Annotated in this window: 16 protein-coding genes and 1 tRNA gene; 7 read left to right on the top strand and 10 right to left on the bottom strand. The window is 58.3% G+C overall.

All coding sequences use genetic code 11. The features are described from left to right. Positions 1–106 precede the first annotated feature (106 nt). Together ACD590_RS06770 and ACD590_RS06775 are read left to right on the top strand one after the other, a co-directional pair. Positions 107–775 (top strand): HAD-IA family hydrolase, encoded by a 669-nt coding sequence (locus tag ACD590_RS06770; RefSeq protein ID WP_247265928.1) that lies wholly within the window; start codon positions 107–109, stop codon positions 773–775. Positions 776–873: 98 nt separating this feature from the next. Next, a tRNA-Pro gene (locus ACD590_RS06775) sits at positions 874–950 on the top strand. 187 nt (positions 951–1,137) lie between these two features. Here ACD590_RS06775 and ACD590_RS06780 read toward each other — a convergent pair. Beyond that, positions 1,138–1,770: a class I SAM-dependent methyltransferase gene (locus tag ACD590_RS06780; RefSeq protein WP_018241538.1), complete on the bottom strand. Its 633-nt coding sequence runs from the start codon at positions 1,768–1,770 to the stop codon at positions 1,138–1,140. A gap of 551 nt (positions 1,771–2,321) precedes the next feature. On the opposite strand from ACD590_RS06780, the gene ACD590_RS06785 reads away from it, so the two are divergent. Then, a complete protein-coding gene (locus tag ACD590_RS06785; RefSeq protein ID WP_018447490.1) occupies positions 2,322–2,540 on the top strand; it encodes a hypothetical protein in 219 nt (72 codons plus the stop codon). Positions 2,541–2,546: 6 nt separating this feature from the next. On the opposite strand, the gene ACD590_RS06790 is transcribed toward ACD590_RS06785, so the two are convergent. Next, on the bottom strand, positions 2,547–2,792 hold the full coding sequence (locus ACD590_RS06790; protein ID WP_018241540.1) for a DUF982 domain-containing protein: 246 nt from the start codon (positions 2,790–2,792) through the stop codon (positions 2,547–2,549). Between the two features lie 179 nt (positions 2,793–2,971). Between ACD590_RS06790 and ACD590_RS06795 the strand changes: the two genes are divergently transcribed. After that, positions 2,972–3,187, top strand: coding sequence for a hypothetical protein (locus ACD590_RS06795; RefSeq protein WP_018069423.1), 216 nt, complete (start codon positions 2,972–2,974; stop codon positions 3,185–3,187). A 3-nt stretch (positions 3,188–3,190) separates the two neighbouring features. On the opposite strand, the gene ACD590_RS06800 is transcribed toward ACD590_RS06795, so the two are convergent. The 4 genes from ACD590_RS06800 to ACD590_RS06815 all read right to left on the bottom strand — a co-directional run bounded on the left by ACD590_RS06800 (position 3,191) and on the right by ACD590_RS06815 (position 6,127). Next, entirely contained in the window at positions 3,191–3,340 is a 150-nt protein-coding gene (locus tag ACD590_RS06800) for a hypothetical protein (RefSeq protein ID WP_018241541.1), read from the bottom strand. A 58-nt stretch (positions 3,341–3,398) separates the two neighbouring features. Then, positions 3,399–3,692, bottom strand: coding sequence for a helix-turn-helix domain-containing protein (locus ACD590_RS06805; RefSeq protein ID WP_018241542.1), 294 nt, complete (start codon positions 3,690–3,692; stop codon positions 3,399–3,401). Positions 3,693–3,777: 85 nt separating this feature from the next. Then, entirely contained in the window at positions 3,778–4,959 is a 1,182-nt protein-coding gene (locus ACD590_RS06810) for an ROK family transcriptional regulator (RefSeq protein WP_130728968.1), read from the bottom strand. Between the two features lie 553 nt (positions 4,960–5,512). Next, a complete protein-coding gene (locus ACD590_RS06815) occupies positions 5,513–6,127 on the bottom strand; it encodes a GNAT family N-acetyltransferase (protein ID WP_130718830.1) in 615 nt (204 codons plus the stop codon). A gap of 177 nt (positions 6,128–6,304) precedes the next feature. Between ACD590_RS06815 and ACD590_RS06820 the strand changes: the two genes are divergently transcribed. The 3 genes from ACD590_RS06820 to ACD590_RS06830 all read left to right on the top strand — a co-directional run bounded on the left by ACD590_RS06820 (position 6,305) and on the right by ACD590_RS06830 (position 9,494). Continuing rightward, positions 6,305–7,642 (top strand): extracellular solute-binding protein, encoded by a 1,338-nt coding sequence (locus tag ACD590_RS06820; RefSeq protein WP_028733645.1) that lies wholly within the window; start codon positions 6,305–6,307, stop codon positions 7,640–7,642. A gap of 125 nt (positions 7,643–7,767) precedes the next feature. Then, a complete protein-coding gene (locus ACD590_RS06825) occupies positions 7,768–8,661 on the top strand; it encodes a carbohydrate ABC transporter permease (RefSeq protein ID WP_047621652.1) in 894 nt (297 codons plus the stop codon). Beyond that, a complete protein-coding gene (locus ACD590_RS06830; protein ID WP_018447497.1) occupies positions 8,661–9,494 on the top strand; it encodes a carbohydrate ABC transporter permease in 834 nt (277 codons plus the stop codon). The genes ACD590_RS06825 and ACD590_RS06830 overlap by 1 nt, the downstream gene beginning before the upstream one ends. Before the next feature lie 27 nt (positions 9,495–9,521). On the opposite strand, the gene ACD590_RS06835 is transcribed toward ACD590_RS06830, so the two are convergent. The 4 genes from ACD590_RS06835 to ACD590_RS06850 all read right to left on the bottom strand — a co-directional run bounded on the left by ACD590_RS06835 (position 9,522) and on the right by ACD590_RS06850 (position 14,141). After that, entirely contained in the window at positions 9,522–10,760 is a 1,239-nt protein-coding gene (locus ACD590_RS06835; RefSeq protein WP_439002336.1) for an O-antigen ligase family protein, read from the bottom strand. Beyond that, a complete protein-coding gene (locus tag ACD590_RS06840) occupies positions 10,757–12,319 on the bottom strand; it encodes an undecaprenyl-phosphate glucose phosphotransferase (RefSeq protein WP_439002337.1) in 1,563 nt (520 codons plus the stop codon). The genes ACD590_RS06835 and ACD590_RS06840 overlap by 4 nt, the downstream gene beginning before the upstream one ends. A gap of 73 nt (positions 12,320–12,392) precedes the next feature. Further along, the gene (locus ACD590_RS06845; protein WP_439002338.1) at positions 12,393–13,562 is read right to left on the bottom strand and encodes a glycosyltransferase family 4 protein; all 1,170 of its coding nucleotides are present in this window, start codon (positions 13,560–13,562) and stop codon (positions 12,393–12,395) included. Between the two features lie 3 nt (positions 13,563–13,565). After that, on the bottom strand, positions 13,566–14,141 hold the full coding sequence (locus tag ACD590_RS06850; protein ID WP_018241551.1) for a polysaccharide biosynthesis/export family protein: 576 nt from the start codon (positions 14,139–14,141) through the stop codon (positions 13,566–13,568). Positions 14,142–14,330 lie beyond the last annotated feature (189 nt).

Below are 14,330 nucleotides of genomic sequence, written 5' to 3' on the forward strand. Positions count from 1 at the left end.
CTGCCGCCGCTCTCCGTTACTCGCCTGCTTAGCTTCAAAATGTCCCAGCGTCCTTTGCGCGTCTTCAAAGACGAGCGGCGCGCTGTGGACCCGCAAGGAAACGCCCGTGCCCGCTCTCCATGACATCCTCGACAGGTCCTACGATGCCTTCCTTTTCGATATGGACGGAACGCTGCTGAATTCCATTGCCGTTGTCGAACGCGTCTGGAGCGAATGGGCAAGACGCCACGGCTTCGAGCCGGAGGTCTTCCTGAAGACGATCCATGGCATCCGCGCCTCCGACGTTATCCGCGGGCTCGGCCTGCCCGGCGTCGATCCGGCCCACGAGGCGGATCTGCTGCTCGCCGAGGAAATGCAGGATGTCTCCGGCATCGTCGAGATCCCAGGCGCCGTCCGCTTCCTCTCCGCCATCGCCGAGGGCAGGTGGGCAATCGTCACTTCGGCGCCGATCGAGCTTGCCAGGCGCCGCATGGCCGCCGCCGGCATCCCGATGCCGAAGGTCATCGTCAGCGGCCAGGAGGTCAAATCAGGCAAGCCCAGCCCCGAAGGATATCTGCTCGGCGCAAGCCGCCTCGGCGTCGATCCGAAAAAATGCCTGGTCTTCGAAGATGCGGTCGCCGGCATTCTCGCCGGCGAAGCTGCCGGCGCCGGTGTTGCCGTCATCACCGAAACCCACGCCACACCTTTCGAAACACCGCATTTTTCGATCGCCAACTACCAGGCATGGCAGCCCCGCCAGACCGCCGAAGGCCGGCTGAAGCTCGCCCCGATCTGAGCATTCAGGCAAACCGCTTCCTTTTTGTTGGAGGCGAAGTTTTTCCGCTTGCATTGCACGCGCTGAAAAACTAAACGAAGCAAGCCGTTTCGGCAGGTCGGGGCGTAGCGCAGCCCGGTAGCGCACTTGACTGGGGGTCAAGGGGTCGCTGGTTCGAGTCCAGTCGCCCCGACCATTTATCCCCTTGAAATCCCAGTCAGAATCTCATTTTTTTGCGTCCCGCTAGCGGCGGAAACGGAACGAGACATAGGCAGAAATGCTGAAACGGGAACCGAACGTCCCGAACGACAATGTCATTTGTTCATGTTGCAGGCGAGCTATAGCGCCGCCATTGCAAACGGCGGCGGGCCTTGGGGCCGCCTTCAGTGCGGTTTCTGAGCGATCGCGATCATCGATTTCGCCAGCAACGGAATTCTTCCGACATATTCGAATTCGACGTCTTCGAAGCCAGTTTCGACCAGCAGCGTGCTGAGCGTTTCGGGAGACCAGAATTTGATATGGCCATGGTCCTTGAGGGGCATAAAATGGTCGTCCATCTTTCCGCTCACGGCCAGAGCCAGATTTTTCCAGTAGCCGTGGAAAGGCGTCGATACGACCGCGATGCCGCCAGGCTTCACCAGATCGTAAATGGTGGTCGAGAAGGCCTTGGGATCATAGACATGCTCCACCACCTCGAGACTGATGACCGCATCGAAGGTTCCATACCGGCTGGAAAGATCTTCGTAACCGGAACCGATTTCCAGCGAAAGATCAGGGTGGGCCGTTCTCGCTTTCGCGATGCCGTCCTGGGAGGGATCGACACCGACGACGTCATAGCCTTTTTCCGCAAGCACGGCGGCAGCACCGCCGGTGCCACAACCGAGGTCGAAGACTGCCGTTTCATTTGCCTCCTGGAAACTGTTCTCGAGAACATCGACAACGGCCGGCAAAATATAGGAATGGGCTGTCGCCGGCTTGGCGTGTACATAGGTAGTCGCGTCTAGTTCGATAGACATTTTACCTCCTGAAAATCTGAAGAAGTGAGCCGCCACCGCAATGGTAGGGCGGACTTTGACGGGAGTGTGGTGTCGTTGTGGTATTAAGGTGATTAACACCGAAGGCGTTCGCGGCTACTTAGGCTAAGGGAGCGCCCGCCGTTTGGCTGTACCGACTGCGCGCGACATCCTCCAACGCGCCCGACGCCCGCTCCATCGGGATCCCGAAGCTGATTGACAGGGTGCCGAGAAGATGCTGAAAACGGGCCGCATTCGGGTTTTCCGCATTCTCGTGGCCCAAGGGGCCGCTGCATCGGCTCCGGCCGCGTCGACCATTTAAAATAAATAAGGCGATGAAATACTCTTTGAGAGTGCATCGCAAATAAATCCTTTAGTTCTTTTTGGTACTCCCTCAGTGGGGGAGGCGGTATTTGTTGCCTTTTGTTAAGGCTATACCCAGTTTTGAAGTTATCAACCCAATTTTGGATTGAAAAAAATCTGAAACCTCTTCGCATTCTCGCGAATATGTGTAGATTAACATTATCCCGATCACAGATAGCCTAGTCGAGCGCATGGCGGATATGAAGCACAATCTAACTTGCAGGCAGAGCCTCGCCAGCGCGTTCCAGGCACTGTCGGACGAGGCCGTCAAAGCCGGCTGGTCGGAAGGCGATGTCGCCCTCGCGCTTGCCGAACTCGCCGAGGAGCGGGTGATTGAGATTACTGCCAAGGTGATCATGGAAGGCTCCATCCATCCCCAACGAGTCGCCGCGGGCGGCCGCAACAGCTAACCCCTGTTACACCAGCAATCCTGCCGTTTTCGCTGCCGTGATAAAGGAAGTCTGTGCTGCGCGCGGGCTGCACAATCCGTCGAGCGCATCCAGGCAGTGCTGGCGCGCAACTCGATAATCGCGCCCACGCTTGCTCGGCCACCGTTTCAGATATTCGGCGGCCTCCCAGACGGTGGAAACGATCAGGCTGCTGTTTGGAGAAACGACCCGGACGGGGGAGGGAAAGCGTTTTTCACTCACATCTGCACTCATGGATTCCTGCTACAAAACGCGGCCACAACGCGTGGGACAAAATTTTGTTCCAAATTTTGTCCCACGGGAATTTGCGCAGTTGCTAAAGTTCAGGCCCTCGCGCATAATGACTTCATGACGGTTGCGGAGGGCGGCCGGCGATCCAAGCGTGGATGCGTTTGCCCTCGGAGGATTGCGGCATGATGTTACGGTCATCAATTCATCCGCATGATTTACCGCTATTTTCGGAAGATCTCGATCTGCTTTCACAAGTGCTCGACAAGGTCTGCGATGAACGCGGCCTCGTCAAAACGACGCCGGAGGCCGAGCGGATTGGTGCGGTCATCATTCAGCTCTACAGGCAGGGCGTGAAGGACGGCGGCAAACTCGCCGACCTTGCAAAAACCTATCTTTGAAGATCAGTTCTGTTCGATCGAGACACCGTTCTTACCGATGCTCATCTCGATCCCCTGCGGCTTGTTTTCCTCGTGGAAAATATAGGCGCCGAGGCCGATGACGGCGACGACAAGAACGCCGATGATGACGTAGAGACCATTGCTGCGATTCAAGAGATTGCCCCCGATATGTTATGGGACAGCAAAACGCTCGGGCGACCGATTGGTTCCGTCAGTCGTCGTTGGCGGCGTTGAGGTTTTCCGGTCGGATGCCGTCATCGCTGGAACTGCGTGCGCGTAACCGGATGCCGGGGCCGCCTTCATCCTGATTGCCGCTCGACAGGAAGATAATGCCGTTCGCCTCGAGCGTGCTGCGCACATCGAACAGCGCGTGCGGCTCGCCCGCGAATTCGCCGTTTTCCAGCGCTGTCACGGTCTCGACCGGCAGCCCGCTAGCGGCGGCGAGCTCTTCGATGCTCATTCCGATCATGGCGCGCGCGCCGCGTATCTGCGTTGCTGTTATCATGATCGAAAATCTAGCGCATTTCCAGCGCTTCTCAAGTGGCCGCGCTGTCACGTTGGCCGGTTTCGCTTCCTAAGGCACACACTCTTCAAACTTCCCTCAATTTTACCCCAAATAGATCGTCATGCATGCGCTCGACCGCGATTCCCATTCCTCCCATGAGGGCGGCCCGGTTCCCAAAGCGACTGATCTCGATCCGCGGCGGATAAGGTGTGCAACGCGGCAGGAAACCGCGGATGGCGTTTACGAGTTCCGGTCTTGCGCCGATGCTGCCACCGGTGATTACCAGTTCAGGATCGAGTGCCGCTCCGATCGCAGCAATGGCGACTGCGACCAGCCTTGCCGTCTCTTCGATTGCGGCCACGGCGCTTGTTTCTCCCGCATTAAACGCGGCGAAGAGATCGGCCACGGTGGATGCATTACGCCCGCCGAAACCGACGTAGCGGCGCAACATAGCGACGCTGCCGACCGCACTCTCAAAGGTTCCAAGCGTAAATCCACCAGGATCAAAAGCATCTCCACCGATCGGAAGATAGGCGATTTCACCGGCCGCCCCACGCGCGCCGCGCAACAGAGTTCCGTTGGCGATGATGCCCATGCCGACGCCCGTGCCGAGAGCAACGAAAGCAAAATTGCTGGTTTCGACACCGTGTCCCCGCCATTTCTCCCCTTGCGCGGCCAGGTTGACGTCATTTTCAACGATCACGGGTATCCCCATTCTGTCGCTGAAGACTTGCCGCAGATTTATTGCGTCGATGCCGGGGATGCTTGGCGCTACGTTGATATGTCCGGTGGCCGGATCGAGCACACCGGGACTGCCGAGAACGACGAGACGAAGTTTGTCGGCAGTCGTCCCGGCCGCAAGTGCGAGTTCCACGATAAGATCACTGAACTGATTGACGAGATGCATTCCGCCGCGCGGATCGGTGGATACTTTGGTTTCAGCAACCACATTCCCTAACAGATCGCAAATAGCCGCAGCAATCTTGGTGCTCCCGAGATCGATAGAGACGGCCAGTCCCGCCCTGGCATTGATTTCATAGGTGATCGCATTCCGGCCCGGGCGACCATCAGTCTGCCCGACTGGTTTCAGCCATCCGTCATCCTCGAGGTCGCGCACGACATCGGAAATCGTCTGCTTTGACAAGCCGGTCAGCTTGGCAATATCGGCGCGAGAGATCGATCCGTTCGCGAACACGGTTCGGATGACGGCATTGGTTGAAATTTTTCGTGCGATCGGAGTCTGTGCGACAGAAGATGTCATTGCCATCCGGCTAGCTCAGTCCAATTAGTTCGGAGCACATACTTAATGGGGGCGGTATTGAGTTGGCAATCATCGCGACCAACTGGAATTCAATACATCGAAGTAAGTAATTTGTCTATGTCCTTGACAAATGGGAGGCCAGCTGTAGGCTTGAGATTAACGTGCGATGAAAATGCGCGATGAAATAAAGAGGGTCGAGTAGAAGTATGCGCCATACGTATCGTCTGGTTAGCCGTGCGCCCGTCAAGATCGCCCGAAGAAGAATTAGGCTAGGTTTAGCTAGCTCTTTCCTCTTTCGCGTTCCCCCGACTCCTTGAACCTGGCTGCCGAGGATTTGCTCATGATGAAGCCCTCGATTGATGGACAGCTTTCCGCCGAGCAACCTGTTCTACTGCCGATGATGGCACCACGCCTTCAGGCGAACGTTCATCCAGATAGGTACGCTGATCTCGCCTTGTGGGGAGCAGGCAGCTCTGGGCGTGTGAGATTTTCTCCAATCAAGGGTCCTTATACCTACGAGACAGGGCCTTGCCGTGCCTCGCAGAAACCAGGAAGTACTTCAACCCAATGCCTGGTCAATCCGCATAGCAAAGGCGACGGAGCCATCGCGCTCGAATTCGGAAAAGCCAAGGTGACGGTAGAAACCTTTGGCGCGTTCGTTGTTTGGGTCGACACCGAGATGCACGGCTCCGACCCCGCGGCTTCGAAGCGCTTGAAGCTCCGTGCCGATCATCCTGCGTCCCCAACCGCTTGCCTGAAGTCCGGGAAGGATGTTGATGTGAAGATGCGCCGGATACTGGTCTTGAAGCCACGCCGTTCCGCTGCGCGGATTTTGAATTCGTTCCATCACGTCGGCGTCGCGCGGACGGGTGGGTGCCAGTCCCGCAACCTGCTGGCGGACGAACGGCCACCAGTTTGTCTGCAAGTCTCTGTCGAACCCGCCGGTGTCCGGTACCCCCACGACGTAGCCAACCGGCTGGCCGTCCTGAACGAGAACAAAGGCAAAGTCTTGGGCGAACTTGAGGTAGGGTACCGACCAGATGTAGCCGGGCAGATGCGGGTCGCTATAAAGCGTGCTGGCATCATGACCGCCATTCGCGGTTTTCAGGCAGATGTCGAAAAAGGCGTCGATATCCGCTTCAATCGCGGGGCGGATGAAGCAGCTGGTGTCCATCACTTTGCCACCTCCTGCGTGGCGCTTTGTCATTTTAGGTCGCGAGAGGTGCGGATGCATTGACGATTACCTCAGATTCGCCAGCCAGGCAAAGCTCTGGGGGAAGAAAACGTTCGGCCGGTGCTTGGCGCAAGGCCTGAGCGGAGAGTGGAGAATAAACCAGATGAGGTGGAGCAGATGAAAAGAACTGTGAAATCGATCAGCATACTGCCGGCATACGGATTGAAAGCAGCTGTCGCGCTTGCTGGCGCGGCGCTTCTGAGTTTTGGCCTTTCGGCAGCCGCGCGCGCTGACGACCTGGCCGTGTGGGATGACCAAACCTATGAAGGCCAGAGTGCGGTCATAGAGCAGCTTAACAAGGACTTCGAAGCTGCCCATCCCGGCGTCACTATCAAACGCACTGCCCGCACCTTTGATGACATGAAGCTGACGCTGAAGCTTGCGGTTTCAGCGGGTGATGGCCCTGTCATCACGAAGGTCAACCAAGGTGCCGGTGACATGGGGGCGATGGTCAAGGAAGGATTGCTCCTGCCGGTCGACGACTACATCAAACAATATGGCTGGGATAAGCTCCAGTCGGATTCCGTGCTTGCTCGAGACCGCTGGGAGGATGGAAAATTTGGGGTCGGTAAGACCTACGGCATCTCCGGCCTCGGCGAGATCGTTGGCCTCTTCTACAATAAAAAGATCCTCGCCGATGCAGGAGTAGCGCTGCCGCAAACCTTCGAGGAGTTCCTGGCCGATCTCGACAAGCTGAAGGAAAAGGGGGTTCCGCCCTTCATGATGGGCTCGGCAAAGCAACATCTGGCCCTGCATATGATCGGCGCCATCGACCAAGCGCATATCGACGCGAGCAATCGCGCCGAACTTGACGATCTGATCTACGGCCGAGGCGGCTCCTGGAACACCAAGGGGAACATCGAATCCGCCAAACTCGTGCAGCAGTGGGCACAGGGCGGTTATTTTTTCCCTGGTTTCGAAGGCATCTCGGGTGACGACGCCGTCCAGCTTTTCATTTCAGGACAGGGCGCGTTTCTTATCTCCGGGACCTGGTATTTCGGTGACATGCAACACAATCCGGATATCGGCTTCATGGCCATCCCCGCCCCGAAAGGCATTTCCAAGCCCATGAGTGTCGGGGGTGTGGATCTTGCCTGGGCGATAACGAGCCTTGCCAAAACTAAGCCAACACAGGACCTAGCCGGCGCATATATCGACTATATGGTTTCAGAGAAGGCTGCGGAAACCTGGGCCAATGCTGGCTATCTCCCGGCAACTTCGCTCGCGGCTGACGCAAAGCCAAAGCTCACGCCGCTCCTCAGCTCCGGCATCGAAATGTGGAAGACACTCAACGCAAACGACGCTCTCGGCCATTACCCCGATTGGTCGAGCCCAACGATGCTGAAGACAATAGACGACAACACGCCGCTTCTTCTGTCCGGCAATATCACCCCCGAAGCCTTTGTCGATGCCATGGACAAGGATTATCAGGCGTACCTGAAGGACAAGAAATAAAGACTGCGGGCGCAGGTCACGGCCGTCCCCTGCGGTCGTGGCCTGAGTCTCGTCGATCCAAATAAATGAGCACTGTGATCGGCTTGCTGCGTGATGATCACAGTTTTGGCTTTATGGAGTACTGGATGAAACGCTCCGCACTTGATGGCTCGCAACATACCAATTTTATCTATTTATTGCCTGGATTGCTGTTCTACGCGGCTTTTGTCTTTGGACCGATCCTCGCGGCTTTGGGTTTGAGCCTGACCAGCTGGGACGGCTTGAGCATGCCCAAGTGGGTTGGTTTGGGCAATTACGCCGATCTCTTTTCTGACAGTCGTTTTTATATTGCCTTGCGTAACAATGCCGAGCTTATGATCTTCTACTGTGTCCTGCCGCTGGTGCTCGGTATAGCTCTTGCTGCTTGCGTCTGGAATCTGAAGCAACGCGAACAACTCGCCCTGCGGACCTTCTTGTTCCTGCCTTATATCATGCCGACTGCCGTGTTGGGCATCATCTGGGCATGGCTCTACAATCCTGCCTTTGGCCCGTTCAATCAGTTTCTGAGAGCGGTGGGGTTGGGCGCATTCGCGCTGCCGTGGCTGGGCGATTTCAATTTTGTGCTCCCCGCGGTCGGGATCGTTGCCACATGGTATTTCTTCGGTTTTTGCATGGTCATCTTCCTGACCGGAATTCAGCGCATCGACCCGTCTCTTTTCGACGCTGCCAAGGTCGATGGCGCTTCGGCGCGAAAAACCTTTTTCTGGATAACGCTGCCGCTTCTATTGCCTGAAATAAGGGTGGTTTTGCTTCTGACGGTCATAGCCTCGATCAAAAGCTTCGACCTGATTTTTACAATGACCCGGGGTGGACCAGCCAACGCTACGCTTGTGCCGAATATCTACATGTATCAGCTCGGCTTCGAGCTTAATCGATTCGGCGCCGCAGCGGCCATCGCCATTGTGGGCGCGATACTCACATTCGTAATCAACTATGCAATTCACCGATTTGTAGGATCGCAGCATAAAGGAGTGGCTTGATGGGCCGTTCATTTAACATTTCGGCCGGTCCGCTATTCCTCCGCATTGTCCTCTGGCTTCTTGCTTTCGTCACGATCATCCCCTTCCTGCTTCTGCTTCTAACCTCAATAAAGAGCAAGGCTGACGTTCTGCAGGGTGCATTCGCGTTACCGGCGTATCCACATTTCGAAAATTACGTCGATGCCTGGAATGCCGGACATTTCAACATTTACTTTTGGAATTCGATCATCGTTGTCATACCCGTCGTCGCTGCAAGTGTCTTTTTGGGCCTGCTGACCGGCTTTGCATTCGCATACCTGTCATTTCCGCTGCGGCGTACGCTGTTCGCTATCCTGACGCTCGGCATGATGGTGCCGGCGGAAGCCTTCATCATCCCGCTTTATTATGAAATGCGGTATCTCGGACTGATCAATACCTATGCGGCTCTGATTGTGCCGCAGATCGCGATGTCGATACCATTCTCAACGATCTTCCTCGCCAGCGCGATGCAGCAGCTGCCGGAAGAAGTTCTCGAAGCGGCAGTTCTCGATGGCGCCGGACGCTTCTATATCCTGCGCAAGATCGTTATCCCCCTCATGGTGCCGGCAATGTCGACGCTGGCGCTGTTTCTGTTCATATGGACCTGGAACGAGTTTCTCATTCCGTTCATTCTGGTCAATGACGACGCTTATCGGACGCTGCCGCTCGGCATGCTGTTTTTCCAAGGGCGTTATACCGTCAACACGCCGGTTCTGACCGCCGGCGCGGTGATCGTGATTTTCCCGCTCATCGTGACTTATCTGGTTTTCCAGCGACGGTTCATTGCCGGCCTGACGGCGGGAGCGACGAAATAGACAGCCGATGCTGTCGGCGGCAAGACCTCACACCGCGCCCCTCACTCTTCGCTTGTGGCGCACTTCCAGTGCCGCGCAGCCCCAGACCGTGCCAAGCAGCAGATAGACATGGCGCCAGTGGTCGATGTCGATGACGTTGCCGATTGTCGCATGGCCGAGAACCGAGATCCAGGCGATCATCAGGAAGGGTTGCCACGGCCGGTCGAGCAGCAGGTTTCGGAAGCCGAGAGCCAGCGTCCAGAGAAGCATGCTGACATAGCTGACGAAGCCGAGCCAGCCATAGGTGGTCAGCGATTTCAGCCAGATATTGTGCTCGTCTTCGGGAAACATCGTGCCGAACACCAGCGGGCCGATACCGAACGGGCGCTCCATCATCATGGTGAAACCGATCCGGTGGCGCTCGAAACGGCCGAGATGTTCGCCGTCATATTGCTGCACCAGCTGGGCGCGCGCCGAAAACAGTTCGGCGACCTTCGGGATCTGGAGTGCCACCAAGAGCGAGGCGACCAACATAATGATCGCCGCCAGCGACAGGACCAGGACTCGCAAGCGAAAGGCGCCGCTGCGCTCCTTCAGCAGCATGATGAGGATCAGCAGCGCCACGCCAAGCGCGAAGAGCCCCCAGGCGGCACGGGAAAAGGAGAGGAAGATGCCGAGCGCAAGCACGAGCAGGGCCGCGGCCTTCAGCGGCGATTTCTTCAGGTCGCCGGCCAGGATGCCGTGGATGAGATAAAGGGATGGCGGCACCAGGAAGGGGCCGAAGACGTTGGGGTCCTGGAAGGCGCCCTTGGCGCGGTCGTAGAGCGTGAAGACTTCCGCGCCCGGAAAGGCATGGAAATAGCCGAGTATGCCGAGCGCGGAGGTGGCGACGGCGGCGAAGGTCCAGGCGTTGAAGATCAGCGGCAGCCGCTTGTAGCTGTCCTCGATGATCGCCGCGTAGAAGACTGCCGTCAGCGCCAGGAAGGTCGACACCGCGATATACATCGGCCCGGTCGCCAGGTCCTTCATCTGCGTCAGCGACAGCATCCCGCCGATATTGAAAGTAAGCAAAAGGGCGAGCAGCGGCGCCACGCCGCGCGAAATCCTTAAGCCCAGGATGAACCAGAGGCCGATCAGCCCCGCCATCCAGAGTTCATAGGGCGCCGGCTCGTCGATCACGAAGCCGGAAAGGAAGACGCCGAAGGCGACAAAGGCCGAGCCGATCAGGCGCAGCGTCATCCGCTGCGGCTGGGCGACACGGGAATATGTCGCCTCGATCGCGCTCAATAGGCGTTTTCCGTGTTGAGCAGCCGGATCGGCGTCAGGAACAGGATCTTGAGATCGAACCAGAGCGACCAGTTCTCGATGTAATAGAGGTCGTAAGCGGTGCGGAACTTGATCTTCTCGTCATTGTCCACTTCTCCGCGCCAGCCGTTGATCTGTGCCCAGCCGGTGACGCCGGGCTTGACGCGGTGGCGGGCGAAATAACCCTCGACGACGTCGCCGAAGGCGCGGTCGCGCGCCTGGGCGAGAACGGCATGCGGGCGTGGGCCGATCAGCGAGAGATCGCCTCTCAGCACGTTGAAGAGCTGCGGCAGTTCATCGATCGAGGTCTTGCGGATGAAGCGGCCGACGCGGGTGACGCGCGGATCGCCCTTGGTCACCGCGGCCTTGCCCGTGGGATCGGCCATGTTGGTGTACATCGAGCGGAACTTGAAGACGTTGATGATTTCATTGTTGAAGCCGTGGCGCTTCTGCATGAAGAAGACCGGGCCTTCCGATGTCGCCTTGATGGCGATCGCGGTCGCGACCATGATCGGCCAGAGAAGCGCAAGCGCGACGAGCGCGAAGAAGATGTCGAAACCGCGCTTGGCGACGGAATCCCAGTCGCGGATCGGCTTCTTGAAAATATCGAGCATCGGCACCGAGCCGACATGCGAATAGGCGCGCGGCCGGAAGCGCAGCCGGTTGGCATGCGCGGCAAGGCGGATATCGACCGGCAGAACCCAGAGCTTCTTCAAAAGGTCGTAAATACGGGCCTCGGCCGACAGGGGCAGGGCGATGATCAGCATGTCGATGCGCGTCAGCCGTACGAATTCGACGAGTTCGGCCACGGTGCCGAGTTTCGGATAACCGGCGACCATGATCGGCGAGCGCTTCTCGCCGCGGTCATCGAAGATGCCGCAGATGCGGATGTCGTTGTCGGCCTGTTGTTCGAGGACGCGGATCAGGTCCTTGGCCGGCTCGCCGCCGCCGACGATGACGGCGCGGCGTTCCATGAGGCCGTTGCGCGCCCAGTTGCGGATGCCGTAGGCGACGAGGAAACGCTCGGCCGCAAGGAAGAGCGCGCCTGCGGCGAACCATGGAATATAGGCTTCGACCATCGCCCATGTGCTGCCGTGAATGAGCGCGAACAGCCCGACGGTGAGGAAAAGCGCGAATGTCCACGAGGCGACGATGCGCGGCATCAGCCGCAGCTTCGCCCGAAGCGCGGGAATCGTGTAGGTGTCGGCAAGCTGCAGGCCGATGACGGTCAAGGCCGAAGCAATCGCCGCCATGCCGGTCCGCATCAGCAGGGAATCGCTGCCGTCGCCGGGCCAGAGATAGTGGACGATCAGGGCGATCGCGAAGAGCGCCAGGAATTCCAGCAGCCGCAATTGCCCGATGATGATGGCAGGCGAATTGGTTCCGTCGCGGAACTGTTCGGCAATCTGCCGGGCATAGGGGTTAATTTCGGTCGGGTCGGAAGGCTTCTCCCCACCCGTGTCGCAGCGCACCTCGATGTCGGAGACCTGCTTGCGCAGCGCTTCGACGTCGAATTGATCGCCTTTTTCCAGCTTGTTCATGGGGCCAGCTTGTTCATGGGGCATCGTCGCTCGTTGTCAGCAAGCGAAGTACCAGAAAGCCCCTAAGAAATATTTACGAGGCGACGGGCATTGCTTGGCTGGCAGCCGGGTTGACGAGCTCATGATACAATTTCAGGACATCGCGTGCCATGACGGCGGATGAAAACACCGCCTTCACCGCCTCGGGCTTCGGCATCGTCCTGGCGTGCCAATCGGGCGTGCTCAGCGTTTCCGCCATGACGCGGGCGAGATCGTCGGAATTACCGGGCTCCACCAGGGCTGCGCTGTCGGCGCCAAGCACCTCGGGAATGCCGCCGACACGGCTTGCGATGATCGTCTTGCCGGCGCCGAGCCCCTCGAGCACGATGTAGGGCATGGCTTCGGCGCGCGAGGGAACGACGAGGTTCTGCGCCATGGAGAAGGCTTCGTGGACCCGCATTGCCGGCAGCATGCCGATGCGTTTGCCAAGGCCGCGTTCGACCATCATTTCGCGGTAGCGGTCGCGATCCGGCCCGTCGCCGATCATCAGCGCCGACAGTGGCCTGCCGAGCAGCCGTTCCGTTTTGGCGAAGGCATCGACAAACAGATCGGGACCCTTGAGGTCCCGCAGCATTCCCACATAGATGAAATGCACGGCATCCGAGCGGGTCGGGATCGGCTCGAAATCGCGCTCGCCGATGCCGTTGTAGATCAGTCTCGCCTTCGTCCGCGGCCGCCCGACCTTGCGCGCGTAGGTATCGCGTTCATATTCGCAGATGAAGACCAGCGCATCGGTGAAATATTCCTGCAGGCGCTCCATCTTGAGGACGAACTGTCCTCCGAGGGAGGAGCGCGAATAATGCAGGCTTCCGCCATGCGCGGTATAGAGGCGGGCTACGCGATACCTGTTCACCCGCAACGCTGAGCCGGCAAGTCGCGCGAGCACGCCGCCCTTGGCGCCGTGTCCGTGCAGCACATCCGGCCGCAAACTTTTGATTTTCTTGTATGTGTCCCACATCGTCGCAATGTCGGACGGGCTGATCGAACGCCGGATTGGCACGCGTGTCAGGCCGAGCGAGAGATAGGGACGGATATCATCGAACAGGCTGTCCTCGTACTCGCCGCCGGTCGAGCTGTCGCAGAGGATGCCGATTTCATGGCCGGCCTTGCTGTGCTCCTCGACGAGATCGCGGACATGGCGGAAAATTCCGCCGACCGGTGACCTGAAGCAATGAAGGATGCGGAGCGGCTGCTGTTTTTCCATCGCTCAGAAAAGCCGTTCGCGAACGTAGATCGTGTCACCTGCGATGATCGGCCCTGATATATTGATCCGGCCGGTTAGCACCTGTCCATTGATCTTGCGCGTGACATCGACCATGCGCTGGTTGGCGCGGCTGGTGAAGCCGCCGGCAACCGCGATGGCATTCTGCACTGTCATGCCGGGAACATAGGCATACTGGCCGGGCTGGCCGACTTCACCCATGATGAAGACCGAACGATAGCGATCGACATCGATGGTGACGTCGGGATCGCGAAGATAGCCCTGCTGCAGTTTCTGGGCTATCTGTCCCGAGAGTTGCTGCAGGGTTCGGCCGCGGGCAGGGACCTGGCCGATGAGCGGGAAGGCGACATAGCCGGCCTGATCCACCGTATAGGTGTTGGTAAGGCTCTGCTGGTCGAAGACGGTGATGCGCAGTCGATCGCCGCTGTCCAGCGTATAAGGCTGAATAGTCGCCTCGTTGAAGGCCTTCGGCGCCGGCTTGTACGTCGTGCAGCCGCCCAATGCTGCCATCATGGCTGCAAGGCTCAGGGCCAAAAGGATCTTGGGCTGGACGACAGACATCCGCTTGTGCTCACAAAAATGAACTCGGTGCAGTCGTTATCGATCCGTTAGGGTTAATGCCCGGTAAAGGGCGCTTGCAATTTCCTGGTTTCCTCGATCGATCATCACTCATTTCTCGGCGAGATCGCCATTAACCGTTGAGTTACCATGGTCGTTTACGCTTACGGCACCTTTGTTGTGGAGTAAGAG

The sequence above is a fragment of the Rhizobium sp. 862_C5_N1_2 genome (assembly GCF_051811205.1).
In the GTDB taxonomy this organism is placed as follows: Bacteria; Pseudomonadota; Alphaproteobacteria; order Rhizobiales; family Rhizobiaceae; genus Rhizobium; species Rhizobium leguminosarum.